The sequence below is a fragment of the Rheinheimera sp. SA_1 genome, assembly GCF_001669775.1.
Taxonomy (GTDB): Bacteria; Pseudomonadota; Gammaproteobacteria; order Enterobacterales; family Alteromonadaceae; genus Pararheinheimera.
The window spans coordinates 82,694-108,790 of the sequence record NZ_LXWK01000017.1 but is presented as its reverse complement, the minus strand read 5'-3'; the positions used below and the strand labels follow the sequence as shown (position 1 = coordinate 108,790).

Here is a 26,097-nt window from a genome sequence, read left to right as displayed (position 1 = left end):
TATATGAAAATCAGCTAGTTAAGCTGTATCCGGCAAAGCCGCCAGTGGGCGGCTTTGTCTTGGTCGACAGATTATGCTGCTTGGACGCATCAATTTGTAAAGCGTTACGCTGCTCTTTATAGTGTGGCGCTATTTAATCTGTTGTCGGCGGGCACCCGTATCTGATTTTTGGGTATAGCCTTGTTGCTTTTTTGGCCGCGACACGTGATCCACGCTAATTTTCTATTGAGACACCTCCCTGATGACTAAATTTTGTCGTTATATGCTGATGTTTGGCGGCTTGTGGTTTCATGCCGGTGAAGCATCCGAAATTACCATTCCCAAAGTCACCGGCAGCATCGTGATCGATGCTGATTTATCCGAAGCAGCCTGGCAACAAGCCACACCGGTCGAAATCATCTATGAAACCAGACCTGCTGAAAATACGCCGGCGCCGGTAAAAACCACAGCCTATGTGATGGAAGATGGTGAGTTTTTTTATATTTCTTTTGTTGCGCAAGACCCAGACCCGGGCAAAATCAGGGCCTTTTATCGCGACCGCGACAAGATTTGGGATGACGATAATGTAGGGATCAAAATCGATACCTACAATGACAGCAAATTAGCCTACCAGTTTTTTATCAATCCGTTTGGTGTGCAGGCCGACTCGATTGAAAATGAAATTACCAAAATGGAAAGTGATGCCTGGGACGGTATCTGGCACAGTGCGGGTAAAATCACCGCGACGGGCTATCAGGTGGAAGTCGCAATTCCACTGCGAATGCTGAATTTTAACGACCGGCTCGCCAGCCAAACCTGGAAGCTGGAGTTATTGCGGTATTATCCGCGTGATGTCAAACATCGTTTATCCACGAATAAAATTGAACGGGCTAATCCGTGCTGGATTTGTCAGATGACGGCGGCCAACGGTTTTGCCGGCGCCAAACAAAGTAATCATTTTACCTTAGTACCGGCGCTGGTCACAGGCGCGAGCCAGCAGCGTGACGTGGCAGCAAACAGCAAAGGCGACTGGCAAACAGAGAATAATCTGGAACCGAGTCTGGATGTGAAATGGGGAATCACCCCGGACATCAGCTTTAACGCGACGTTAAACCCGGATTTTTCGCAGGTCGAAGCCGACGAAGCACAGGTATCGGTTAACGATACTTTTGCCTTGTTTTTTAACGAAAAACGGGCATTTTTCCTCGATAACGCCGACTACTTTTCGTCGCCATTAGATTTGGTTTATACCCGCAACGTATCCTCCCCGGATGCCGGGGTGAAGTTAACGGGCCGCCACGAATCGCAGTCGTTTGCGTTTTTTGCTGCCAACGACAAAACCACCACCTTCATCGTGCCGGGCAACATCAGCTCCGATATCGCCTTTTTGGATCAGAAAAGTGAAAACGCCGTGCTGCGTTATCGCAACGATTTAACGTCGGAATTGTCGGTGGGTTGGATCAGCACCTTACGTCAATCGGACGATTATCATAACTTCGTGCATGGTTTGGATGCGAAATATCAGTGGAATGATCAAAACCGGCTGATTGCGCAGGTGCTGCATAGCGACAGTGAATATCCAACGGCGCTCTCGGCACAACTGGGTGGTGAAGCGGCGCTGCGGGCATCGGCGAAAGGCATCAGCGATGGTTCGCAGTATCTTGATTATCAACATGAAAATCGCGACTGGAGCTGGTACAGCCGTTATCAGGCGATGGGCGAGAATTTCCGTGCCGATATGGGCTATCAGCCACAAACCGATTTTAACAAACAAACCCACGGTGCTACTTATCAGTGGTTTTCCGAAAGCCGCTGGTGGAACCGGCTGCAGTTGTGGGGCGACTGGGATATTACTCACAACTCTGATGGCGAGTTGCTGGAAAAAGAAGCTGAGATGGAAGTACAGCTGTGGGGCGCTGCGCAATCTTATGGTTTTGTTGGCTTAACCAGACGCGACCGGGTCGGTAGCAGACTCGATGATGGCCGTTTGCAGGTGGATGGCAATAGTCAGTTGTTCACAGAAAATACCTTTGGTGCCGGCGCTGAATTGCAGCCATATGCTGGGGTGTTTCTGGGTTTTGAAGCCGAAGTGGGGGAAAAACTCGATTTTCGAAATAACCGTCTGGGCGATGGTTTAGAGCTTTCACCTGAGTTGAAATGGAACGTCGACGCACATATGCAAATTCAGGCACGGCATATTTATCGTACGCTGGACGCTGATGCGGCTGAAGTCTTTACCGCCAATCTGACGGATTTGCGGCTGAGTTACCAGTTTTCAGTGCGCAGTTTTTTACGGCTGGCGCTGATTTATTCGGATATCGAGCAAAACCCGCTGAATAACACCGGCGATGTCACCGAACGTTCTAAAACACTGGGCTCGCAGCTGCTGTATTCGTACAAGTTAAACCCACAAACCTTATTCTTTGCCGGCTACAGCGACAACGCTTTTAGTGACGACGAAGTACAGGATCTCACCCGTGCCGAACGTTCAGTGTTTATGAAGTTTAGTTACGCCTGGATGCTGTAACAATTGGGGTCAGAGTCAATTGTTAACAAAAAACAGTTAACAATTGACTCTGACCCCGAAGTTAACAACTCGTTTAACCGCGGGCTTTTGCCGCTTTTTTCAGGGCTTTTTTCTTGGCCACAGTCTTCGGCTTTTTGGTTTTGCCAGGCGCCTTGGCTTCTTTGTGTTTTGGTCGTAACTCTTCAATCACCCGGCGTTTCAGCGCTTGTTCGGTATAACGTTCAACTTTGCCAACGATGCCAATGTCGTGTGCTTCTACCAGTGAAATGGCGATGCCTTTTTTACCGGCACGGCCGGTGCGGCCGATGCGGTGAATATAAATATCGGCAGTGCGTGGCATGTCGAAGTTAATGACATGGCTGATATCGTCGATATCCAGACCACGGGCAGCAATGTCAGTGGCCAATAAAATCCGTACCTGACCGGCGCTAAAACGCGATACCGCGGTCATCCGTTTATCTTGTGGCATTTCGCCTTGTAACCAGCAGGTTTTAATGCCGGCGGCTTCTAATTGTCCGGTTAAAGTCGCCAGCCGTTCGCGCGTCTTGATAAACACGATCACTTTGGTCATTTCCGGCTGTTTTAACAGGTGCAGCAACAAGGCCAGTTTATGTTCACCATCATCAGCTAAATGGATCCACTGGGTGATTTTGCCCATTTCGCGGCGCGGGGGGGCGGCTTCCAGTAACAATGGCTCTTTTAGCGCTCGGGTGGCAAAACGACTGATGGCAACGCCTTCCAGCGTGGCCGAAATCAGCATGGTTTGGCGCCGACGTTTTGCTTCAACGATAATGCGGTCCATCTCGCCGACAAACCCCATGTCCAGCATGCGGTCAGCTTCATCTAAAATCAGCACTTCAACTTCGTCGGCCTGAAAACTTTCTTCATTCAGATATTCAATCAACCGACCCGGTGTCGCCACCAGTAAATCGTTGTTTTTCTCCAGGGTCTCTTTGTGACTGCCGTAGTTAATGCCGCCGGTAATTACGCCTACATTGAGGCCGGTAAACTGAGTCAGCACTTTGATTTGTTCAAAAATCTGAAACGCCAGTTCGCGGGTCGGTGTCATGATCAACACACGGGCAAAACCAGGATCACGGCGTGGGAAATCAATGAGGTATTGAATAGCCGGTAATAAAAACGCCAGCGTTTTACCAGTACCGGTCGGGGCGCTCGCCAGGATATCCCGACCTTCCATCGCCGGTGGGATCGCCAGTTGCTGAATGCTGGTTGGTTTGACAAAACCAGCAAAACTCAGCGCTTTGTTGACGTCGTCATCAAACTGAAAATCGTTAAAGGAGGTTATTTCGGCTTGGCTGATTTCTTCAGTCACAGTCACAGTACCTTATCTCTTAAATAAACAAATTAACTTTAGTCGTGCCAGAACAGCTTTGCACCTTACAGGCTGACAAGCGCGCTGTAGATGCCTTACACTGCTGACAATTGGCAGCAGCTCAATAAGCTACTGCGTGGTGATTTTTTCGGTCCCGGGCTGGTGATGAGCACAGGTTTTCGTTGTAAACAATTTTATGTTGATCACCGCGATTGTGCGATGAAAGTCAGCACCGATGCCTTGCTGTTAGGTGCCTGGACGCAGTTGCCTGCGGCTGGCGCTATCCTTGATATCGGTACTGGCAGCGGTATTCTGACGCTCATGCTGGCGCAACGTTGCCAACAGCAGGCTGCTGTGATCTTCGACGCACTAGAACTGGATCCGCAAGCTGCTGATGTTGCCGCGGAAAATTTCCGGCAAAGTGCCTGGCACGACAAGATCCGTTTGATCAAAGGCGACATTCTAACCTATCCGGCCAGTGCTGACCATCCGTCTGACCAGCGCTACCAGCTGATCATTAGCAATCCGCCGTTTTTTGTCGATAGTCTCAAAGCCTCGGATCCCAAACGTAATCAGGCGCGGCACACTGATACTTTATCATTTACTGATTTATTGACAGCCGCGGCCAGGTTGCTGGCACCTGACGGTGTGTTTAGTCTGGTGTTGCCAACAGCTGGCGCCCTGCAATTGATGATGCTGGCACAACAATCTGGCTGGTTGTTACAGCGGCAATGTTGGGTGCAAAGCAAAGCGGGCAAACCGCCGCTGCGCTGTTTATTTAGTTTAAGTCGGCTGCCGCCTACTGCGCCCTCAGTGGTTGAGGTTGTTAGCGAGCAGTTGCTGATCCATGCCTTTGACGGCAGTTACAGCGCCGAATATCGGGCGTTACTTCGTGATTTTTATCTGAAGTTTTAGCCGCAACTGTGAACGCAACATTTAACCGAATACAGGGAATAGCACAATTCATGTCAAGTATGCCGTTAAGTCCAGAGCAATGGGTGCAGCTGAATTTACAGCAGCAAGGCCTTCATCAGCAGAGGCGGGGCAAAGCGGCCACGCTTGCCATGATTGAGCAGCTTGGTTATGTGCAGATTGATTCGATTAATGTTGTCGAGCGGGCGCATCACCACGTACTGCAAAGCCGCATCGCCAATTATCAGCCGCAGTGGCTCGACGAACTGCTGGCGCAGCGGAAAATCTTTGAATATTGGTCGCATGCCGCGGCTTATCTGCCGATGCAGGATTTTCGCTTTAGTCTGTTTCGCAAACAACAATTGCAGCAAGGGAAAAAACACTGGTTTGCGCCAGATCACCAGATGATGCAATTGGTGCGCGCCCGGATCACCGCCGAGGGCCCGCTCAAAGCCAGTGATTTTACCGCCACTGCAGCAAAAAATGGCCCCTGGTGGGACTGGCAACCAGCGAAACAAGCGCTGGAGCAGCTGTTTATGCAAGGCGAGCTGATGGTCGTACGCCGCGAAAAGTTTCAAAAAGTGTTTGATTTAACCGAGCGGGTGTTGCCGACGGATTTGGATCTGCGGGTTCCATCCAATGCAGAATTTGTCGGCTATCTGATTGATCGTTACCTGCAAAGCCATGGTTGTGGTAGTGCCGCGCAAATCAGTTATTTACGTGCTGGATTAAAGCCAGAGGTGCAGCAGCAATTACTGGAGCGGCAAGCGGGTGGTGAACTTGGCAGTTTTATGCAGCAGGGCCAGCGTTATTTTTATCCGCAAAATTTGCCGGAACTAGCGCCGGTATCCCGCAAAGTTAGTTTGTTAAACCCTTTTGATAATTTAGTGATCCAGCGCCAACGTTTACAGCACTGGTTCGATTTTGATTATCAGATTGAAGTCTATGTACCGGCCGAAAAACGCAAAATTGGTTATTACAGTTTACCGATTTTATATCGGCAACAATTGATAGGGCAGATGGATGTGAAAGCCGTGCGTGCCGAAAAAGTGTTATTGGTGCAGCATCTGGTGTTTAACGAAGGAACTCGTCTGACCGATGGTCTGCGCCAGGCAATGACACAAGCGCTGGCTGAATATGCCGCTTTTAATGGCTGCGAGCAGTGGCAGTTGGTCAGGGCTGCGCCTGCCTTGATCTCATGGTTGTCGTCTGAAGGTGATAATTCGAACATCACCAAATCGTAGCCTAACATCCATTAAAAAAGGCGCCGCAGCGCCTTTTTATACAGATTCAGAGTCCTGAATTAGCTGGCGCTACGCGCTTTGATCGCTTCCAGAATTGGTGATGCAGCAAAACCATTGCTGGCTGCCCACTCAGAGTCACCCATTTTGGCGACGAAGCTGCCTGGTAACTGTTTAATGATGAATTCAGCGGCATCAGCAGCGTTGTTTTTGATAGCAAACCGGATCATCGGCAGACCGTCACAGCTAACGCCGTCATAGACGTTTTTGATGCGGATGCGGCTGTCAGATAAAGTTTTACGCAGGCTGTTTTTATCGTTTGCTGCAATGTATGCACAAATTGATTCAGCAACCTGCTCATTGGCGCTGGCAGAAGTTGCGAAAAGTGGGGTTGCAAAAACAGCAATCAGTGGTAAAAATTTCAATTTCATAGCCAGCTCCGGATCCTAAAGTTGTTTGTTACTTGAACAAAAATTTGGTCTGGAAAGGCAGGTCATAGCAGAACACGCAGGCATATCAATATGGATATGTTTTACATCGCTTTGAACGATGGTAGCTCAGCCGTCGTGGGTAAATTGTTGATTTACCTGTAGACCTGAAGCTTTGCGTGTTCAGCTTTTCAGCTGACTTGCCCTTCAATGGCCGGCATTCTATGCATTACTAATTTAGATCGCAAGTACTTTTTTAACATTTGTGGTCTTTTTCTGCACAGTATGGTGTTGGTCGCTTAAACCCGGCTGTTCATCGCCACACGCGGTTTTTTAGCATGCTAAGTTGGGCTTTATACCAACTCAATCATTTCTTCGACAATCTGATTTAACCACAATGACAACCTCTCGTCCGTCTGGTCATATTGGTTTTCTTCATCCAGTGCCAACCCATAAAACCATTCACCGTCATCAGTAACCGCTTTGGATTTGATAAAATCGTAACCTTGTGTCGACCAGAAGCCGATGCGCTGACAGGGCTGGTCACTGATCGCCTGGTGCAACATGCCAATGGCATCAACAAACCATTCGGCATAACCCAGCTGATCGCCCATGCCGTAAATGGCTACTATTTTGCCGGACAAATCAACAGCAGCAATGTCATCCCAGTGCGCTTCCCAATCTTCCTGTAGTTCGCCAAAATCCCAGGTCGAAATTCCCAGGATCAGCACATCATAATTGGCCATCGTCGCCAGAGGCTGCTGTTTCAGATTATGGAGTGTTACACTGCTGCCAGTTGGTAACGCTGCGTCAACCGCTAACAGAGCCTGAATTTTTTCCGCGGTCATTTCGGTGTAACAAGTAGTTGAGCCATAAAACACGGCGATTTTTAACGACATAACAAACTCAGCAGCAGGCAACGATGGGATGGCCGGCAGTTTACCAGAAGCGTGCTGTGGCAGAAAGCGCAGTCCGGTTTGATTATGGCAGCTTATCCTGGCGTTTTGGTTAGCAACACGCGCTGGTGAAAGGGAACGAACAATGACACGTCTGACAGCAAAAGGTCGACCGAAACAGGGGGCCGTGACACCACAACTGCCAGCGGCAGAAGCCGCATTGATCCAGCAATATCTTGATCAACTGTGGCTGGAAAAAGGCGTCAGTGAACATACATTGGCGGCTTATGGCACTGATTTACGAAAGTTTGCGTTTTTTCTGCATAGCCATCAGCGCCAGTTATGTCAGGCCATTGCTGATGTGCTCAATCAATATCTGGCGCACCGCCATGATGCAGGTATGCAACCGCGTAGCACCGCCAGAACACTCAGCAGTTTGCGTAATTTTTATCAGTGGCTGCATCAGAGTCACCAGATTAGTGATAACCCAATCGCCTCCTTGCTCAACCCAAAAATCGGTTTGTCATTACCCAAGTCTTTATCAGAAGCCGACGTTGATGCCTTGTTGTCAGCACCTGATGTGAATGATTTAATTCAGTTTCGCGATAAAGTGATGCTGGAATTGTTGTACGCTGCCGGTCTTAGAGTCAGCGAACTGGTGACACTGACGATGCAACAACTGAACCTGCGTCAGGGGGTGATTCGGGTCACCGGTAAAGGCAGCAAAGAGCGACTGGTGCCGATTGGTGAAGTCGCGGTAGAATGGCTGCAACGTTATCTGGCGCAAGGTCGTGGTTTATTGCTGAGCACCCAAAGCGATGTACTGTTTCCAAGTCAACGCGGCAGTCAGATGACCCGGCAGACCTTTTGGCACCGGATTAAATTTTATGCACAGGTGGCGGCAATCTCCACGCCTTTGTCACCCCATACCTTACGACACGCTTTTGCTACCCATTTATTGAATCATGGGGCCGATTTGCGGGTCGTACAGATGTTGCTCGGGCACAGTGATTTGTCGACAACGCAAATTTACACCCATGTAGCGCAATTGCGCTTGCAACAGATCCATCAACAACATCATCCTCGCGGCTGATGGCTTTATAGATGACATACAGGAATTAAATGATGAAAAAAGTTGTGTTAGGTCTGGTGTTAGCAATGGTGACCGGTTCATTGGCTGCAGCAACAGTGTCTGATGACCACACCAAACTGAAAGCTGAACTAGCTCAGGTTGGTTTAAAAGTGAATTCAGTGGCTGATTCCGTGATCCCGGGAGTACAGCAAGTGTTAACCGACAAAGGTTTGTTTTTCGCCGCCAATCATGGGCAGTTTCTGATTGAAGGCAATATTTACGACTTAACCAACAAACAACTGGTCAACGATAAAATTCTGCAGGAAGTACGCAAGTCTGGCATTCAAGCGATGCAAAGCTCGGTGATCGAATTTAAAGCCAAAGATGAAAAACACGTCATTACGGTATTCACCGACACCAGCTGTGGATACTGCCGTAAGCTGCACAGCGAGATACAAACCTATTTAGATCAAGGTATTACCGTGCGCTACCTGGCGTTCCCACGTGGCGGTGTTTCGAGCGAGACTTACACTGAGCTGCAGTCCATCTGGTGTGCGAAAAACCCGCAACTGGCGATGAATACAGCCAAAGCCGGTGACAAAGTGACCATAGCCCAATGCAAAAATACCGTAGCTGATCAATATAATCTCGGTCAGAGTTTTGGCATCAGCGGCACGCCGGCCATTGTATTGGCTGATGGCACCTTAATTCCCGGATATCAGCCCGCAGCGGCGTTGGTCGCGACCTTAAATGCTCGTTAATGGCAAACCAGTATGACCTTCCGGCTGAAACAATTGCAGTTACGAGCGGTGCAAAGCAGCGCCGCTTTTTCTTTACCTGTGCATCCGGTGTTGCAACGTATTTATGCACATCGGGGTATTGGCTTACCAGAAGAGTTGCAACGCTCTGCCGCCAATTTGCTGCCGTTCGCGGCGCTCAAAGGCATCACCGAAGCAGTGGTATTATTAACCCAGGCGCTTGATCAACAACAACAAATTATTATAGTTGGCGACTTTGATGCCGATGGCGCCACCAGTACTGCCGTGTTATTGGCCGGGCTCAAAGCTTTTGGTTTTAAACATCTGGAATATCTGGTTCCCAACCGTTTTGCCTTTGGTTATGGCTTGTCACCACAAATGGCCGAACTGGCGGTGGCGCAGGGTGCAGAGCTCATCATCACCGTCGATAACGGTATTTCCGCTATCGAAGGGGTAGCGCTGGCGAAAAAAGCCGGGGTGAAGGTGTTAGTCACCGACCACCACCTGGCCGGCAACGAACTTCCAGCGGCCGATGCCATCGTCAATCCAAATCAGCCGGGTTGTGAATTCCCAAGTAAAGCCTTGGCCGGTGTTGGTGTGGCATTTTATCTGCTCTTAGCTCTGCGCTCAGCCTTGCGCGAACGCGGTGATTTTGGCATCAGCCCCGAACCTAATCTGGCCGAACTATTGGATTTAGTTGCGCTTGGCACTGTGGCTGATGTGGTGCCGCTGGACAGTAATAATAGAATTTTAGTGCATCAGGGATTGCAGCGGATCCGCGCTGGCAAAGTACGGCCCGGTATTCAGGCACTGATCGATGTCGCCAATCGCAAAGCTGAAAAACTGACTGCCAGCGATTTTGGTTTTTCACTGGCGCCCAGGTTAAATGCGGCCGGAAGGCTGGATGATATGTCGATTGGTATTTCTTGTTTGCTGGCGCCGGATATTAATATTGCCCGCCGCTTAGCCGCTGAGCTTGACAGTCTCAATGTCGAACGGCGTGAAATTGAACAAGGTATGCAAGCCGAAGCGCTGGCTTTTTTGCAAAAATTATCTTTTACCGAAGCCCAGTTACCCGATTGTTTGTGTTTGTACCATGCCGATTGGCATCAGGGCGTGATCGGTATTCTCGCAGGCAGGGTGAAAGAGTTGTATCACCGGCCGGTGATTGCTTTCGCTCAGGGTGATGACGGAGAATTAAAAGGTTCTGCACGTTCAATTCATGGTGTGCATATCCGTGATTTACTGGAAGAAATCTCCAGCCAATATCCCGGACTGATTAAAAAATTCGGTGGCCACGCCATGGCGGCTGGTTTAACCATTGCCGAAGATCGGCTGGAAACTTTCCAGCTGGCACTGAATTTTATCGCCAAAAAATATCTGACACCTGAGCTGCTGACGGCCGTGATTTACACCGATGGGGAACTGGCCAGCAGTGATCTGACGGTGGAAATGGCCGCCATCCTGCAACAAGCCGGGCCTTGGGGGCAGTCGTTCCCGGAGCCGGTATTTGAAGGTCGATTTAAGCTGGTGCAACAACGGATGCTGGCAGATAAACATCTGAAGATGATGTTACAGGCTGGCGATGGCACGCTGGTCGATGCCATCTGGTTTAATGCCGACAATAAAACCTGGCCTAATGCCAATGTGCAGCAAGTGCAGCTGGCGTATCAGCTCGATATCAATGATTTTCGCGATCAGCAAAACCTGCAGTTGTTAGTGCGGCAAATGACGGCCGTCTAGTTGTCCAGGTAACAAAGCTGCGGTGTTAGAACAGTGCAGCTTTGTGTCATGCGGTGGGTCGGGCTTGCTGTGTATCTGGCAGGCTGCTACACCTAATAACCTCATCCGCAAAACCCGCGAGTCAACGTTTCTCATGACGCAACCGTCAGCAGTATCTGCCGGCAACACCACCGCTGCGCCTCGTCAGGGGCGGCAACTGCTGGCACTACAAACGAAAATTCTGGCATCCCCGCTGTTGTTTGCCAGCGATACCCATCAGGCCTGGCGTTTTCTGACCGAACAAATCAGCCATGCGCTCTATGCCGACCGGGTCAGTGTGTGGTTATTTAGCGCTGCAGATGCATTACAATGTATTGATTTATTTGAATATCAGCATAAATCGCACTTAAACGGTTTCTGTCTGCAACGCAGCAGCTATCCGAAGTATTTTCAGGCGTTAAGTCAGGATGTATTAATTGCTGCTTCAGATGCAGCCAGCCATCCGGCGACTGCGGAATTTAACGACGGTTATCTGCAATCCGCAGGCATTCATTCGATGCTGGATGCGGTGATCCAGTCTGAACAGGGTCTCTGCGGTGTGATTTGTATCGAACAGGTCACTGCCCCGCGTCAGTGGAGTGTTGACGAGCAACACTTTGTCACCGCCATGGCGTCGGTGGCCAGTACCGTGCATACCTTCAGCCAGCATCTGGCTTTGCAGCGGGATTATCAGGTATTGCTGGAACGGCAGGAAATGGCCAGCCGGCACGCCAGAATTGGCTTTTGGGAAGCCAATATGAACAGCGATGAACTTTGGTGGTCACCAATGGTGTATGACATTTTTGGCGTATCACCAGCCAATTTTTCGCCGAGCAGAACCTCGTTTTATCAGCAACTCCATCCGGAAGACCGATCATTGGTGCGGCAAAGTGAAGCATTGGCTGAAGCTGGCGGTGAACACAACGTGATGCACCGGATTATCTTACCCGATGGCAGCATTCGCTGGGTTCATGAAGTAGCGAAGTGGACTTCGCCTGCGACTAGTACTACAGCCAGGCTCATCGGCTCGGTGCAGGATGTGACCGCTCAACAACAACTCCGCTGTGAATTACAGCAATTTTTTACTTTGTCACGTGATGTGTTGTGTATTGCCAATGATCAGAATTATTTTGAACGGGTCAACGCCGCATTTTGCCGAATTTCCGGGTATAGCGAAGCCGAATTACTAAGCCGGCCTTTTACTGACTTCATCCACCCGGCAGATTTATTGCCAACTGAAGATGTAGTCACTGAAATAAGCCAAGGTAAAGCTGCGTCAGGTTTTATCAATCGTTACCGGCATAAAGACGGTCATTACCTGACCTTACAATGGTCTTCTATTCGCGATCCAGCGACGTGCAAAGTGTATGCTTCAGCGCAGGACATTACCGAAAGGCAACAGCTGGAGCAGCTGAAACGCGAATTTGTTTCCACTGTTAGCCATGAATTGCGGACGCCCTTAACCTCAATCAACGCTGCGCTGGCGCTGGTTTCGTCCGGAGTTTTAGGAGAATTACCCACACAGGTACAGCAAATGCTACTGCTGGCCACCAATAATTGTCAGCGTCTAAGCAGCTTAATCAACGACTTACTCGATATTGAAAAATTGTCGGCTGGCATGATGCAGTTTGTCGTGCAGCCAGAGCTGGTGTTGGCGCTGGTCGAACAATGCGTGGCCGACAATCACCACTACGGACATCAGCGTGCAGTCACTTTGCAACTGTCAGCTGAAGCTGGCGCTGAGCTGTGGCAAATTCAGATCGATAAATTACGTTTTGCCCAGATCATGGCGAACTTAATTTCCAATGCAGTGAAGTTTTCACCGCCACAAAGTACAGTACATATTTTGTTGCAGCGGCAGCAGCAACGGCTGCAAATTTTGGTACAGGACCAAGGTCCGGGGATACCCGAAGATTTTAAACCGCTTATTTTTCAAAGGTTTTCACAGGCTGATAGCAGTGACGCCCGGCAAAAAGGCGGCACGGGTTTAGGGCTGGCATTGTCGAAACAACTGACCGAATCGATGCAGGGGACGATTGGTTTTGACTCGGTGCCTGGGCAAGGTGCTAGCTTTTATGTGCAATTTCCATTGTTACCCTAAGCGTCAGCGACCATCATGCAAAAATCATCGGCGCCCCAGACGTCTGTAAGTCAGGAAAAGGCTGCACCTGCTGCTGAAATTTTGCTACAATTGCCGCCTTATTTTTAAGGCGCCATTAAAAATCATGTTTGAAGTTAATCCAGTTTATAACAGTATCAAAGACTTAGCTGAACGCACTAATGTGCTTCGGGGGTATCTTTGACTACGATGCCAAGAAAGAAAAGTTAGAAGAAGTTTCCCGCGAGCTCGAAGACTCCAATGTCTGGAACAATCCGGAAAAAGCCCAGGCCTTAGGCAAGGAGCGTTCGGCGCTGGAGCAAATCGTCAATACCATCGATAAACTGGATCAAGGCCTCGAAGATGTCGCCGGTTTGGTTGAACTCGCCGTTGAAGCCGAAGACGAAGATACCTTTGTTGAAGCGCAAACCGAACTCGCTGATTTAGAAGCACAACTGGCTAAACTGGAATTTCGCCGGATGTTCTCCGGCCAAAGCGATCCAAGTGATTGTTACCTAGATATTCAATCCGGCTCTGGCGGCACCGAAGCCCAGGACTGGGCCAGCATGCTGATGCGGATGTATCTGCGTTGGGGCGATGCCAAGGGCTTTAAACCAGAACTTTATGAAGTTACCGACGGCGACGTCGCTGGCATTAAAGGTTGCACCATCAAATTTACCGGCGAGTATGCTTACGGTTGGTTACGTACTGAAACCGGCGTGCACCGCTTAGTGCGCAAAAGCCCGTTTGACTCGGGTAACCGCCGCCATACCTCGTTTGCTTCGGTGTTTGTATCCCCTGAAGTTGACGATGATATCGAAATTGATATCAACCCGGCCGATTTACGGATTGATACCTACCGCGCGTCAGGTGCCGGTGGTCAGCACGTTAACAGAACTGACTCTGCGGTCCGTATTACCCACTTACCAACCAATATTGTGGTGCAGTGTCAGAATGACCGGTCGCAGCATAAAAACCGCGACAATGCTTACAAGCAACTGCGCGCCAAGCTGTATGAGTTTGAATTACAAAAACAAAACGCCGAAAAACAAGCGCTGGAAGATACCAAATCGGATATCGGCTGGGGCAGTCAAATCCGCTCTTATGTACTGGATGACTCGCGGATCAAAGATTTGCGTACCGGTGTGGAAACCCGTAATACCCAGTCGGTATTGGACGGCGATCTCGACAAATTTATTGAAGCCAGCTTAAAAGCCGGTTTGTAATTTAGCTTACTATCAGGAACTTACTATGTCTGAACAGAACAATCCAATTGAAGAACATCAGGACGTTAATAAACTGATTGCTGAGCGTAAACATAAGCTGGCTGGGTTGCGTGAACTGGGCAATGCCTTTCCAAATGACTTTCGCCGCGATGCCACTTCAGATCAGATCCATGCAGAGTATGAGCATCTGACCAAAGAAGAACTGGAAGAGAAAAAGGTTCGTGTGACTGTGGCTGGCCGGATGATGCTGCGCCGCATTATGGGTAAAGCCAGTTTCACCACGATTCAAGATGTTGGCGGCAAATTGCAGTTGTACGTGGCGCGCGATAGCCTGCCGGAAAACGTCTACAACGAAGGTTTTAAAAAGTGGGACTTAGGCGATATCGTCGGTGGCAGCGGTGTGCTGTTTAAAACCCAGACCGGCGAACTCACGGTATGGTTAGACGAAATCCGTTTATTAACCAAAGCATTACGGCCGCTGCCGGACAAGTTCCACGGTTTAACCGATCAGGAAGCTTGTTACCGTCAGCGCTATTTAGACTTAATCGTCAATGACGAGTCGCGCAAAACCTTTTTAATCCGTTCAAAAACTGTGGCCTATATTCGGCAGTTTTTTAACAGCAAAGGCTTTTTAGAAGTCGAAACCCCGATGTTGCAAAGCATTCCGGGTGGCGCTTCGGCTCGTCCGTTTGAAACGCACCACAATGCGTTGGATATGCAAATGTTCCTGCGGATTGCACCAGAGCTGTATTTAAAACGGCTGGTGGTGGGTGGTTTTGAAAAAGTGTTTGAGCTGAACCGTAACTTCCGTAACGAAGGTGTATCAACCCGCCATAACCCAGAATTTACCATGCTGGAATTCTACTGGGCTTATGCCGATTACAACGACCTGATGGACTTAACCGAAGAGTTATTCCGTGGTCTGGCGTTGTCGGTGCTGGGTACAACTGAAGTGCCGTATCAGGGTCATACCTTTGATTTTGGTCAACCGTTTGCCCGCATGTCAGTGACGGAATCTATTCTGCACTACAACCCGGAAGTGAAGATTGAGCAACTGACCACGCGCGAAGCAGTGGCGGAATTTGCTAAATCGCTTGGCATTGAAGTCAAAGCTAACTATGGCCATGGCCGTATTCTGATGGAAGTGTTTGATGAGCTGGTCGAAACCAAGCTGTTACAACCAACCTTTATCACTGAATACCCGGCTGAGATTTCGCCATTGGCGCGTCGCAACGACCACAACCCGGAAATCACTGACCGCTTTGAATTTTTCATTGGCGGCCGTGAATTAGGCAATGGTTTTAGCGAGCTGAACGACGCCGAAGACCAAGCTGCACGTTTCCACGAGCAAGTAGCCCAAAAAGCCGCCGGTGATGATGAAGCGATGTTCTATGACGAAGATTACGTCACCGCACTGGAACACGGTTTACCACCAACCGCAGGCCAGGGCATCGGCATCGACCGTCTGGTGATGTTACTGGCCAATGCGCCAAGCATCCGCGATGTGATTTTGTTCCCGCATATGCGTCATACCGATAAACACGGCAGTTGATATAGTTCATTAAGATGAATGAACTGTAGTAAAATAAAAACCGGCATTTCGCCGGTTTTTTTGAATTTTCTGATTTAATACATTATTCGAAATTGTTTGGAAGCGAGGCCTAAGTAAAATGTTATATTTTTGAATATCGGTATTTACCTTTTATGTTATTCGCTAAATACCCACCAACTGAGCCAGCGTTTACTAGAGCAATGTATTCTTGTTGTGGTACGTCAAAATACTGATACACGCTCCCATTGTGAAATGCTATTTCTAAAGTCGATGAGTATTCATCATATCCTACAGAATCGATATTACTTGACGAAACGCTTACTCTTTCCACAACAATCTCCTTATTTAATGATAACACGGCTAATTCGTGGATTTTGATTTCTCCACGTTTCAATAACTTCGGAATAATTTGGATTATCTTCGTTGGCAATACCCCACCCACCGGGTGCCTGTGTATCATCTAAAGCAAATTGATCATACACAACAGGATCTTGACTATCTGGTCTGAATGGCTTAGGCAAAGGTGAGATGGATGTCCTCATCGGTAACTTTACAGCTTCACCTATTATAATTGCTTCTCCAGTCTTCAAGATAGGCAACATATTGGTTAAGCCATTCAAATTATCAGATAATACTGAAGATATATGCCCACGGTCCTGTGTGTTTGTAAGTCTTAAAGCGAAAAATGTCCCACACTGTGAAAGGATTGTTGAATTTATCTCAGAAGGTCTTTGACTAACAATCATGGCGCCAATACCATACTTTCTGCCTTCCTTTGCAATTCTCTCAACAACCATGGAGGCCATATTTTCTTTATCATTATTAAGATAGATGTGGGCTTCTTCCATAACCAAAAGTATTGGCCGATGCCTCCCACCTTGGGACAAGTTTCTAGACCAAAATAGTGCTTCATAAATAATTCGCAACACCGCACCAACGACAGTTTTAATTATATCTGATGGCACTCCAGATAAGTCTAAAATAGTTATGGGTTGCTTACAACCTATCCAATCTTCAATTAGCTTGTCGACGTCAGCAGATATTGCTCCGTGTTCATCTGGTCTAAATGGGGTCGGATCAAACACAAAGTTATATCTCGGTAATCGGAGCCTTGCCCCAAGAGTCACTAAATATCTTCCAATATTAATACCACTACCACCTAGCGCACTGGAAACATGATTTATTTTTTCTGGATCGTCTTTTTCATTTTTGACATTTTTGAATATTGGTGCAATTCCATTTCTATAGTTTCCCACTAGCTGTTCTCCATTATCATCAACATCAAATGCTAATGATTCCAAAGGTTTTTCCCCGTCTCTCTTATAGTACGTTCCATAAGTCTCAATATATAAATCATACCATAGCTTGTGTATATCAAAAGGGACGGGAGAATCCACACTCAAAGAATCGACATTGCAACCAGTTTTGGGGTGGGATTTTAAATTGATAACTTTTAATTTATGAATTCTTTCCATGAGCATGTTTTTTTCTTTGTCTGGTAATGATTCACCAAAACAAACATACATCAGCTCTTCAAAATTTAGAGCCCAATATGGTATATAAAGCTCTAGCTCTGGAATTCTTGCGGTAGGGTCTGAGTTTATCTTAAACAGATTTGATTTATCTTTGAATGAACGTCCATACTCACCATGAAGATCTAACATTAAAATTCTTGAAGATGGATATCGTTTCTTATCTGAAATAGCATCTATGATACTTGCAACTGTTGTAGATTTACCTGAGCCAGTAGTACCAAGAACGGCAGAATGTCTAGTGATTAGTTTATTTATATCAATCAGTGCAGGGATAGACTCTGCATTAGTTATATGACCTAATTTGACGAAGTACGGTTCATCTGGTTGCCCGTATATATTTTTCAGTTCTTTTTCTGAAATTATATAAACATTATCTCCGATAGTTGGGTACTGTGACAATCCTCTACTAAATAATCCGTTACGTGCACTTTCACCTATTAGCTGGATTTTCATCCAACGATTATCAATGATATCAGATTTTTCCGTACTTTTCGGTGAGGCGCTCGCTCCTACATGACTGACTATTCCATAGAGATTATTATATCCCTGTGGAATACGAACAAAACTTCCAATTTGACCAACTCTATAGCCTTGGCCATCTATATATATGAAGCCCGTTAAAGAATTTTTTGATATAAGAACACTGACATTTGTGCCATCAACATCTTGTACTTCACCTACTATTGAATCATTATTTTTCATTTTAAGATTCCTCGTCAGAACCAATTATTCTAACAAGAAATTGTGTAAAGTTTAGGAAGTTACCGAGCTTCACAAAGTATCTGTTTTCCGTGGCGTCATGAGTTACCAATGCTGTTATTCTATCGTCATGATCTTCGCTTCTGGGATTTCTAACCCACAATCCTTTCACTGTCCCGATAATTGCGCAGTCATCAAACCATATGTTTAAATTGTGTTGGTTTTTTGCTAACCTGAATGCTTCATTGTATTTTAAAGGGTTTTCAATGTCTTCAAAATTACCGAACATTAGAGCTACTATCATACCTGATGGGTTTGACTTTAGAGCGCCAATTATTAAATCATTAATGTGACCATCGTTAAATGAATAACCGGCCATTACTAAAAATGAAGATTTTTTCCTAATAAATCTATTTAATTGATCCATTAATGCCAAATATGGCATTTTCCTACTTTCTTCATATTTCAAGTGAGATGGGTAAATCATATTTACATTATTTGGATCTATATTTGAAACTCTATAAACAAAATGTTTCACTCCCGATTTTTCCATGCGCCAATTTATAGATCCATGTATCTTCCACAAGCGCACCCAATGGCTGGGAATTAGGTTATCTTCTATCGCTCGAAGGTCCACAAATGGCCGCCTTGCTCCAACGAATCCATCAAAATAGGGTATTTCTAATTCTTCAAGGGCTTGTTCTAAAAGCAAATCATAATTGGTTGTAAAAATCTCAATCGCATTTTTTCTGTCTATGGACCGTATCCATTTTCCAAAATAATGATATGGAGTCTCATCATTAGGCAGATTAACATCAATTTTTGAAGAAATAAGACGACATATTTTTTTTTCAATTTCCTCAATCTGAATTTGATTTAAACCTCTAACGTCTCCTCCAACTGATACAGAGAGCAACATTCGTAGGAAACTTAATACCTCTTCAATGTTTTCTTTGTTTCTTCCTGACTTTTCGAGTTCTTCAAGAAACTTTATATAGTCAACATCAGTGGCAAGCTGGGAGTTTACATATTTGGTGAGATTGGCTACATCAGGGATTAAAGGCCATTTATCTTCATCCATGGGGACAGATAAAGGACACCCCGCAGATATGAAAAACCCTATAGATTCATTATCTTGTGACAATGATTGACGGAGATAGCGCAAGTGCCTTATCGGGTCATGAATTGAGTCCATTTAACAAACCTTTAAATAGTGGGATACCTGTGTGTCCATATATTAACTACACTATCAACAGCGCATTTTTAATGCAATTTATGAATGAGTTCATATGGTAAAAATACTCCGCTGAAGATCAAGCCACATATGCGTCATACCGATAAACAGGGCAGTTAATTGCGGTTGCTTTGGTGCCGAAGCGCCAGACACAAACCTTTAATTTTATGAAAAAAAGTACGGCGGACTTACCAAGTCCGCCTTTTTTTGCGTGGATTTTTGTTGCCACCCGGCGCACTACCACTGTCGCGGTGAGTGACGCCATCCGGCGTACTGCCGCTAACGCGGCGAGTAGCGCCCTACGGTCGATTGACAATTCAAATCGCAACCAGCGGTTATTCTGGTTTTGTTTCTGATTCAGCTATTTAGCGAATTTAACTCCCGCTTATTTTCCCGCTTCACTGGCGAATACCAGTTTTCCCCTGCTATACCTTTAGTCTGCTGTTCTGCTGTCACTTCCTTCCGGAGAAACTGATGCTACGACATCCCACCTTTGCTTTTTTTGCACTAAGTTTGCTCTTTTCAATACATTGCCAGGCTGATGTCAGCTCAACCGTCACGTACACTTCGAATTACTTATTTAATGGCATTACCCTCACTGACCACGATCCGGCGTTGCAACCGAGTCTGGACTGGAGTAGTGGTGATGGCTGGTACGCCGGACTTTGGGCGTCAAATATAAAATTTTCGCCCGGCACCGATCTCGAATTTGACGCCACTGTTGGTTACTGGCATCAGCTCAATGATGACTGGCTGATTGATGTGGGCGTGGCGCAATACACCTATCATGGCGATAGCAGTGCCAACAGCGAAGCGTTTAATTTTCCTGAAGCCTACGTCAAGTTGACATATCACAACACTAAACTTGGCTACTGGTATGCGTCCGACTATTTTGGTGCTGGCGGTGGTCATTACATCGTGGCGTTATTTCATACCATTCCACTGCATGAAAACGGCAGTTTATTACTGACCGCCGACCGTTCAACCTCCACCCAAACTGACAAATTCCTGCGCGACACCGATGGCACTTACCACCATTGGCGGGTTGCTTATCTGGTCAGCGGTTTGGGTTTTAACTGGACCTTAGCCTTTGATGATACCGATTATTCGCTGCCATTTTATGGTGATGCTAAAGTATCGTTATCGGTAGCGCGAACTTTCCAGTTCTGAAAGTTATATAAAATTCAATGATGTATAGGAAGATGATTCGATGCAATTAAGCTCTCTGCGATTTAAGTTAACCTTTGGCGTCGCGCTGTTCGTTGCCATCAGTATTAGTGTGATGACCGGCGTAGGCTGGTATTCTATGAGCCGCAATAATGATTCCGCCACCACCGCGCTCAGTAAGTCGATGCAGCAACAAGCGGAGCAAACCTTAGACGAAGCAGCTGCGTCGATAGCCTTTGAAACTGAAGCGCTAATTAACCGCAATTTTGACCTCGCCAAATACTTCTCCGCAGTGCTGAGTGCCACCGCCCATGGCAGCAAACAACCGCCGTATAGCCGCGAGCAGGTGCAGCAAATGGCCGGCGAGCTGCTTAGCGCCAACAGCGGCATCAGTTCGTTGTTTGGCCAGTTCGAGCCCAATGGTTATGACAATGCCGACAGCAATTTTTCGCTGGAGCAGTCGCACAGTTCAAAAACCGGCAGCATGGAAATTTACTGGGTAAGGGAAAACGGTGGGGTGAAGTTTGTGCAGGTGCCGGATCCGGCGGTGAAGTATGTCGACAAAAAAAATCAGCATGGCATTCGGGAAGCCGAGTGGTACCTGTGTAGTCGTGACCAGAAAAAACCTTGCTTGATGGAACCTTATTTATGGGAAATAACGCCAGGTAATTCAGTGCTATTGACATCGTTGGTGTATCCGGTATTGGTGGGGAGTGAATTTCGCGGAGTGTCCGGCGTCGATATGAATTTGCCGGTGTTGCAGACCTTATTGCAGAAACAAGCCGAACATCTTTACGATGGTAAAGCGCGGATTTACCTTGTTAGTAAATTTGGGTTACTGCTGGCCAGTAACAGTTTTCCGGACAAACTTGGCCAGCCGCTGCCTGATTTGGATCGCGACTTCAGCCGGCATCTGGCCGATCATCAGGCGCAGTTATCGACCTACCAACAGGACTTTGTGATCAGCCGCAAACTCAATGTTGAAGCCGCTAACGCCGACTGGCAAGTGGTGATTGCCGTGCCCAAAGACGTCGCGCTCAGCGTGGCGAATCAGTTGTCGGCACAGTTATCGGAAGATGCAGCGGCGACTACTGGTCAGATGATTATTCTGGGTTTAGTGTTACTTGCTGGGTTTGTGTTGCTCACCGCGGTTTGGTTAAAATCAGCAACGCAACCGATTGTTGATATGAGCCAGTTGATGAAAGAACTGGCAGGTTCTGAAGGCGATTTAACCCGGCAATTGGCCAGCAGTCGTGACCAGGAATTACGTGATATGGCAGAAGGTTTTAACGCCTTTACCGCCAAGCTGCGGCAAATGATCCTGGCGCTAAAACAAAACTCCGGGCAATTGCAGCAACAATGCCAGCAGTTGGTGGGCGTCAGTGGCCAAACCAATCAGGCGACCAATTTACAGGCCGCGGAAGTGCAGAACGTCGCGTCAGCCATGCATCAGATGACTGCAACAGCCCATGAAGTCGCCAGTTTAGCCGGTCGCACTGCGGAGGGGGCACAAAGCTCGTTAGCGGCTTTAACCGCTGCCAATCAGTTATTCCAGAATACCGTGGGTGCTTTTAAAAATGTTGCCGGTGAATTTGAACAAACCCGGCAAGCGGTACAAACCGTCTCCAACAGTAGTCAACAAATCAACGGTATTATTGAAACTATTCAGGCGATTGCCGAGCAAACCAATTTGCTGGCATTGAACGCCGCGATAGAAGCTGCGCGGGCCGGTGAACAAGGCCGTGGTTTTGCTGTGGTCGCCGATGAAGTGCGATCGCTGGCAGCGCGTACCCATAGTTCGACTGATGAAATCAAAAACCTTATTCACGGCTTGCAACAACAAGTGGCGAATACCGTCAGCCAAATCACCGCCAACACCAATAAAGTCAGTGCAACCTTGGTCGAAGCGGAAAGCTCATACACTCAGCTATCTGCTGCCACTGCCGGTATATCAACCATTGCCGACAACGCTTTTCAGGTAGCTGCAGCGGCGGAAGAGCAAAATCAGGTCAGTGAGGAAATTAATCGCAATATTACCGCTATTGATGATGCTACCCGTGATCTGAATCAGCTCTCCGGCACTAACTTAAATATCAGCCAGGCGATTGAACAGATCACCACGGAGATTGATAATCAGTTGGCGAAATTGCGTAGTTAAAGCTGTTGGTAAAAGCTAAGGACTACCAAGGAGAACAATATTCAGAAATGAAAAAGTATCGGCAGATGACAGTCGATTTCCAGAGCAAACCCTGGTCACCGATGAAAAATAGTCACCAGCTGCGGCTGGCGACTGTTTTGTTGCTATGCAGTTATTTCCCTGCCGTAGCAGCTGGCGATAATTCCAGCCAGCCTAAAGCCGCGACCGTAGAGCTGCAACCGCTGCGTTTCACCAGTCTCGACTGGGCACCTTATACCGGTGCTGCTTTGCCCGAGGGGGGCGAAACCACCGGTTTGTTGCGCCAGGTGTTTGCCGAAATCGGTTATCAGCTACAGGTAGATTTTTTGCCCTGGAATAACGCTGTCAGTCAGGTGGTCAGCGGGGTGAATGGGCATCTGGCTTATTACCCGGAATACCCGTTGCAAGACCCGAAGTTGTTATTATCCGGTGCTATTGGTTATAGCGAGCTTGGTTTGGTCGAGTCGGTTGAAAAACCCTTGCTGCTAACCAACTTTTTGGCACTGGCTAACTACCGTTTTGGCGTGGTGCAGGATTATCTGAATATGACCGAACTTGACCGGTTAATTGCCGCGAACACGCTGCGACCGAAAATAAACAGCACCGACAAGGACAATGTGTTGCAGGTGGCTCGTGGTGAGCTGGATGCCGCTGTCATCGACAAACGAGTGTTACAGTTTTTGCTGAAACATGACGCTGACATTAAGGCTGTTGCAGCGGGCAAGGTGCAATTTAGCCAAAGCCTGCGCGAGCATAAAAGCCTGCATCTGGTGTTTGTAGCTAACAACAAAAACCGCAAGTTAATTCAACAATTTAACCAACAATTACAACGCCATAAAAACCAGTTTTTACCTTCAGCAAAACCCGCCAAATCGCCCTGATTGTCGCTTGCCTGAACAGGATCCGCCATCAGGATGCCGCTATTTTTCTAATCTTTCCTTTATCCGTACCGGGTGATTTTTTTGATGAACCGTGCTGATGGCAACCTGAAGTAATTTGCTAATTTCCTCCACAAATGAAAATCATTTGCATATGCGAATAGTTATCGATAAGATCCGCCGCGATTTTCATCGTCTCCCGACCAGACAAACCGGCGTCCTGTATCGACGCCAACTTATTTAAGGAAAAGGCAACATGGCGTTTATTCAGGCGAAAAAACATTCTATGACCAAGTCAGCACTGACATCAGCGTTACTGCTGGCCATTCCGGCCATGTCGATGGCAGCGCAAACCACTGAAACCACCACCAAAGCCGGTAAACTGGCTGAAGTTGAAGTAAAGGCCGATAGCATCGAGCCTGAATTTATCGCAAAAAAGGCGAGTTCACCAAAGCAGACTCAGGCGTTAGTGGACACCCCACAAACCATAGTCATCGTTAAAAAAGAGCTGTTCCAGCAACAGGCCGCCGTCAGCTTAAGCGACACTTTGCGTAATACGCCGGGCATCACCATGCTGATGGGTGAAAACGGCAACACTGCCACCGGCGACTCCATTTTTATGCGTGGTTTTGATACGCAGGGCAGCATTTATGTCGATAGTATCCGCGATTTAGGCACCATCAGCCGTGACGTCTTTAACACCGATATGGTCGAAATTGCCAAAGGCCCGGCTGGCGTAGATAACGGCCGCAGCAGCTCGTCTGGTTATGTCAATATGGGTACAAAAATGGCCAGCCTGGAAGATTCCACCACCGGTACTGCGACTGTTGGCTCTGGCTCGCATAAACGGGTGACTGCCGACGTAAACCGCAGTCTCGCGATCGAAAACGCCGCCATTCGGGTGAATGTAATGCGTCAGGACAGCGGTGTGCCCAACCGTGATGTGGTTGAAAACAACAGCACTGGCCTGGCAGCTTCACTGGCTTTTGGTATCAACACCCAAACCCGCACCGTGTTAAACCTGTTACATGTACAACAAGACAATATTCAGGATGGCGGCTTGCCAACGGTTGGCGAGGAAGGTTTTTACAGCAGCACTTATGCTGCGGCTTTCCCGCAAGGTGGTGGTCCGGCTTTAACTGCAGTGGATCGCAGCAATTTTTATGGCTCAGCGTCAGATTATGACCATGTGCTGGCGGATATGCTGACGTTGCGGGTAGAGCACGATTTCACTGAAAACGTGACCTTAACCAATACCTCACGTTATGGTGTGGCGACGCAGGACTATGTATTAACAGGTGTCAATGCACTTGGCTTTCCGGCTGCGACCAAAAATGATCCTGCCACCTGGACGGTTTCCCGTTCACGTCAGGGCAAAGATCAGAAAAACCAGATTTTAATTAACCAAACGAATCTGAAGGCAAGCTTCAACGTCGGTGGCCTGCAGCACACTGTGGCATCCGGTGTTGAATTCAGTTACGAAAGCCAGCTGAATTACACTAAAGGTACGCCAGCAGGTGTCACGCAGGTTGCTGCGAATTTGTATAACCCGTCGACTGCCGATGTTTTTGCTCCGGTGCAATTAACCGGCGCCAAAGCTGAAGGTTCGACCGATACCGCAGCCATTTATGCGATGGATACCATTGATCTAAACGCTCAATGGCAATTAACTGCAGGCGTGCGGGCTGAGCACTACAATACCACCACCGATAACATTACCCTGCAGGCGGCTGCTACACCGCAAACGGTTCCGGTCGGCACCAAAATTGGCAGCCATGAACAGGCTTCCGATAACCTGTTGAGCTACAAAATTGGCACTAATTACAAACCATCCAAAGACGGTTCGGTGTATTTAAGTTATGCCACGTCACAGTTGCCACCAGGTGGCACCAGCTTCCAGCTGAGCAATTCCGCGACCAACCAGAATAACCCGGCACTGGAACCGCAAAAAGGCAGCAATCTGGAACTTGGCACCAAATGGAATCTGCGCAACGAGAAACTGTTTGCGACCGCTGCGGTATTTAAAAGCGTTAATAAAAACGAGCTGGTGCGCGACGACGTCAATACTTACGTGCCTATCGGTGAAAAAACTGTCAAAGGTGTCGAGCTGGGTTTAGTCGGTATGCCGCTTGATAGCCTGGAACTGAGTGCAGGTCTGGCGTTGTTGGATCCAAAAATCAGCCGTGGTTCGCGTTTTGCTACATCACCAACGGATGGTGCAGTGATCCAGTGGACACCAAAAACGACCTTCACGCTGTGGAGCACCTACCGTCAGGAAAACTTCAGCATCGGTGGTGGTGTACGCTACATGGATTCAGTGGCCCGTTCGAATACCACCAACCTGAATCCGGCAACCAGCTCAGTGCTGCAAGTACCTGATTATTGGGTGGTTGATGCGATGGCTTCTTATGCGGTGACGCCGGAAGTGACAGTGCAATTTAACCTGTATAACCTGTTGGATGAAGAATACATTGGCAGTCTGAATAATGGTGGCTCGCGTTTCCACCAGGGCACACCACGCTCGGCCAAACTGGGTGTGAACGTCGCGTTTTAATCAACATTCCAGGCGCCGGACTTTGGGGTTTTGTGCCTCAGTGTCCGAAGTGCCGGGATCAGGGAAAACCT

General features: G+C 47.8%; 19 protein-coding genes and 1 riboswitch. Of the genes, 13 read left to right on the top strand and 6 right to left on the bottom strand.

What is annotated here, in order from left to right:
* The first annotated feature begins 241 nt into the window (after window positions 1-241).
* Window positions 242-2,506 carry a carbohydrate binding family 9 domain-containing protein gene (locus A5320_RS16060; protein WP_068067142.1) on the top strand — a complete coding sequence of 755 codons (2,265 nt, stop codon included), beginning with the start codon at window positions 242-244 and terminating at the stop codon, window positions 2,504-2,506.
* Between the two features lie 73 nt (window positions 2,507-2,579).
* On the opposite strand, the gene srmB is transcribed toward A5320_RS16060, so the two are convergent.
* The gene (srmB, locus tag A5320_RS16055; RefSeq protein ID WP_231916751.1) at window positions 2,580-3,839 is read right to left on the bottom strand and encodes an ATP-dependent RNA helicase SrmB; all 1,260 of its coding nucleotides are present in this window, start codon (window positions 3,837-3,839) and stop codon (window positions 2,580-2,582) included.
* A 90-nt stretch (window positions 3,840-3,929) separates the two neighbouring features.
* On the opposite strand from srmB, the gene A5320_RS16050 reads away from it, so the two are divergent.
* Window positions 3,930-4,754: a tRNA1(Val) (adenine(37)-N6)-methyltransferase gene (locus A5320_RS16050; RefSeq protein WP_231916750.1), complete on the top strand. Its 825-nt coding sequence runs from the start codon at window positions 3,930-3,932 to the stop codon at window positions 4,752-4,754.
* A 50-nt stretch (window positions 4,755-4,804) separates the two neighbouring features.
* A complete protein-coding gene (locus tag A5320_RS16045; RefSeq protein ID WP_068067139.1) occupies window positions 4,805-5,995 on the top strand; it encodes a winged helix-turn-helix domain-containing protein in 1,191 nt (396 codons plus the stop codon).
* A gap of 59 nt (window positions 5,996-6,054) precedes the next feature.
* Here A5320_RS16045 and A5320_RS16040 read toward each other — a convergent pair whose 3' ends face one another.
* Both A5320_RS16040 and fldB read right to left on the bottom strand, forming a co-directional pair.
* Window positions 6,055-6,423 (bottom strand): DUF3718 domain-containing protein, encoded by a 369-nt coding sequence (locus A5320_RS16040; RefSeq protein WP_068067134.1) that lies wholly within the window; start codon window positions 6,421-6,423, stop codon window positions 6,055-6,057.
* A 117-nt stretch (window positions 6,424-6,540) separates the two neighbouring features.
* Window positions 6,541-6,635: riboswitch (cyclic di-GMP riboswitch) on the bottom strand.
* Window positions 6,636-6,773: 138 nt separating this feature from the next.
* Window positions 6,774-7,319 carry a flavodoxin FldB gene (gene fldB / locus A5320_RS16035; protein ID WP_068067130.1) on the bottom strand — a complete coding sequence of 182 codons (546 nt, stop codon included), beginning with the start codon at window positions 7,317-7,319 and terminating at the stop codon, window positions 6,774-6,776.
* Between the two features lie 142 nt (window positions 7,320-7,461).
* On the opposite strand from fldB, the gene xerD reads away from it, so the two are divergent.
* From xerD to lysS, 6 genes are all read left to right on the top strand, one after another.
* Window positions 7,462-8,409: a site-specific tyrosine recombinase XerD gene (gene xerD / locus A5320_RS16030; protein WP_157605964.1), complete on the top strand. Its 948-nt coding sequence runs from the start codon at window positions 7,462-7,464 to the stop codon at window positions 8,407-8,409.
* Between the two features lie 32 nt (window positions 8,410-8,441).
* Window positions 8,442-9,149 (top strand): bifunctional protein-disulfide isomerase/oxidoreductase DsbC, encoded by a 708-nt coding sequence (gene dsbC / locus A5320_RS16025; RefSeq protein WP_068067127.1) that lies wholly within the window; start codon window positions 8,442-8,444, stop codon window positions 9,147-9,149.
* Between the two features lie 12 nt (window positions 9,150-9,161).
* A complete protein-coding gene (recJ, locus tag A5320_RS16020) occupies window positions 9,162-10,889 on the top strand; it encodes a single-stranded-DNA-specific exonuclease RecJ (protein WP_068067121.1) in 1,728 nt (575 codons plus the stop codon).
* Window positions 10,890-11,022: 133 nt separating this feature from the next.
* The gene (locus tag A5320_RS16015) at window positions 11,023-13,008 is read left to right on the top strand and encodes a sensor histidine kinase (RefSeq protein ID WP_068067114.1); all 1,986 of its coding nucleotides are present in this window, start codon (window positions 11,023-11,025) and stop codon (window positions 13,006-13,008) included.
* 124 nt (window positions 13,009-13,132) lie between these two features.
* Window positions 13,133-14,231, top strand: a protein-coding gene (gene prfB, locus A5320_RS16010) for a peptide chain release factor 2 (protein WP_164852172.1) whose coding sequence is annotated in 2 segments (ribosomal slippage) — window positions 13,133-13,207 and window positions 13,209-14,231 — 1,098 coding nt in all. Because the reading frame shifts where the segments join, the coding sequence is not laid out codon by codon here.
* A gap of 46 nt (window positions 14,232-14,277) precedes the next feature.
* A complete protein-coding gene (gene lysS / locus A5320_RS16005) occupies window positions 14,278-15,783 on the top strand; it encodes a lysine--tRNA ligase (RefSeq protein ID WP_231916769.1) in 1,506 nt (501 codons plus the stop codon).
* Between the two features lie 121 nt (window positions 15,784-15,904).
* Here lysS and A5320_RS21755 read toward each other — a convergent pair whose 3' ends face one another.
* Genes A5320_RS21755 through A5320_RS15995 form a run of 3 tightly spaced genes read right to left on the bottom strand, consistent with a single transcriptional unit; the run spans window position 15,905 to window position 19,212 of the window.
* Window positions 15,905-16,114, bottom strand: a complete 210-nt coding sequence (locus A5320_RS21755; RefSeq protein ID WP_082971826.1) for a KTSC domain-containing protein — start codon at window positions 16,112-16,114, stop codon at window positions 15,905-15,907.
* 10 nt (window positions 16,115-16,124) lie between these two features.
* Window positions 16,125-18,020 carry an ATP-binding protein gene (locus A5320_RS16000; protein WP_068067103.1) on the bottom strand — a complete coding sequence of 632 codons (1,896 nt, stop codon included), beginning with the start codon at window positions 18,018-18,020 and terminating at the stop codon, window positions 16,125-16,127.
* A 1-nt stretch (window position 18,021) separates the two neighbouring features.
* A complete protein-coding gene (locus tag A5320_RS15995; protein ID WP_068067101.1) occupies window positions 18,022-19,212 on the bottom strand; it encodes an SIR2 family protein in 1,191 nt (396 codons plus the stop codon).
* Window positions 19,213-19,725: 513 nt separating this feature from the next.
* On the opposite strand from A5320_RS15995, the gene A5320_RS15985 reads away from it, so the two are divergent.
* The 4 genes from A5320_RS15985 (at window position 19,726) to A5320_RS15970 (ending at window position 26,026) form a co-directional block, all read left to right on the top strand.
* Window positions 19,726-20,421, top strand: coding sequence for a TorF family putative porin (locus A5320_RS15985; RefSeq protein ID WP_082971825.1), 696 nt, complete (start codon window positions 19,726-19,728; stop codon window positions 20,419-20,421).
* Between the two features lie 40 nt (window positions 20,422-20,461).
* Window positions 20,462-22,576: a methyl-accepting chemotaxis protein gene (locus A5320_RS15980; protein WP_068067095.1), complete on the top strand. Its 2,115-nt coding sequence runs from the start codon at window positions 20,462-20,464 to the stop codon at window positions 22,574-22,576.
* 47 nt (window positions 22,577-22,623) lie between these two features.
* On the top strand, window positions 22,624-23,475 hold the full coding sequence (locus A5320_RS15975; RefSeq protein ID WP_068067092.1) for a substrate-binding periplasmic protein: 852 nt from the start codon (window positions 22,624-22,626) through the stop codon (window positions 23,473-23,475).
* Between the two features lie 253 nt (window positions 23,476-23,728).
* Window positions 23,729-26,026: a catecholate siderophore receptor Fiu gene (locus tag A5320_RS15970; RefSeq protein ID WP_068067089.1), complete on the top strand. Its 2,298-nt coding sequence runs from the start codon at window positions 23,729-23,731 to the stop codon at window positions 26,024-26,026.
* Window positions 26,027-26,097: the final 71 nt, after the last annotated feature.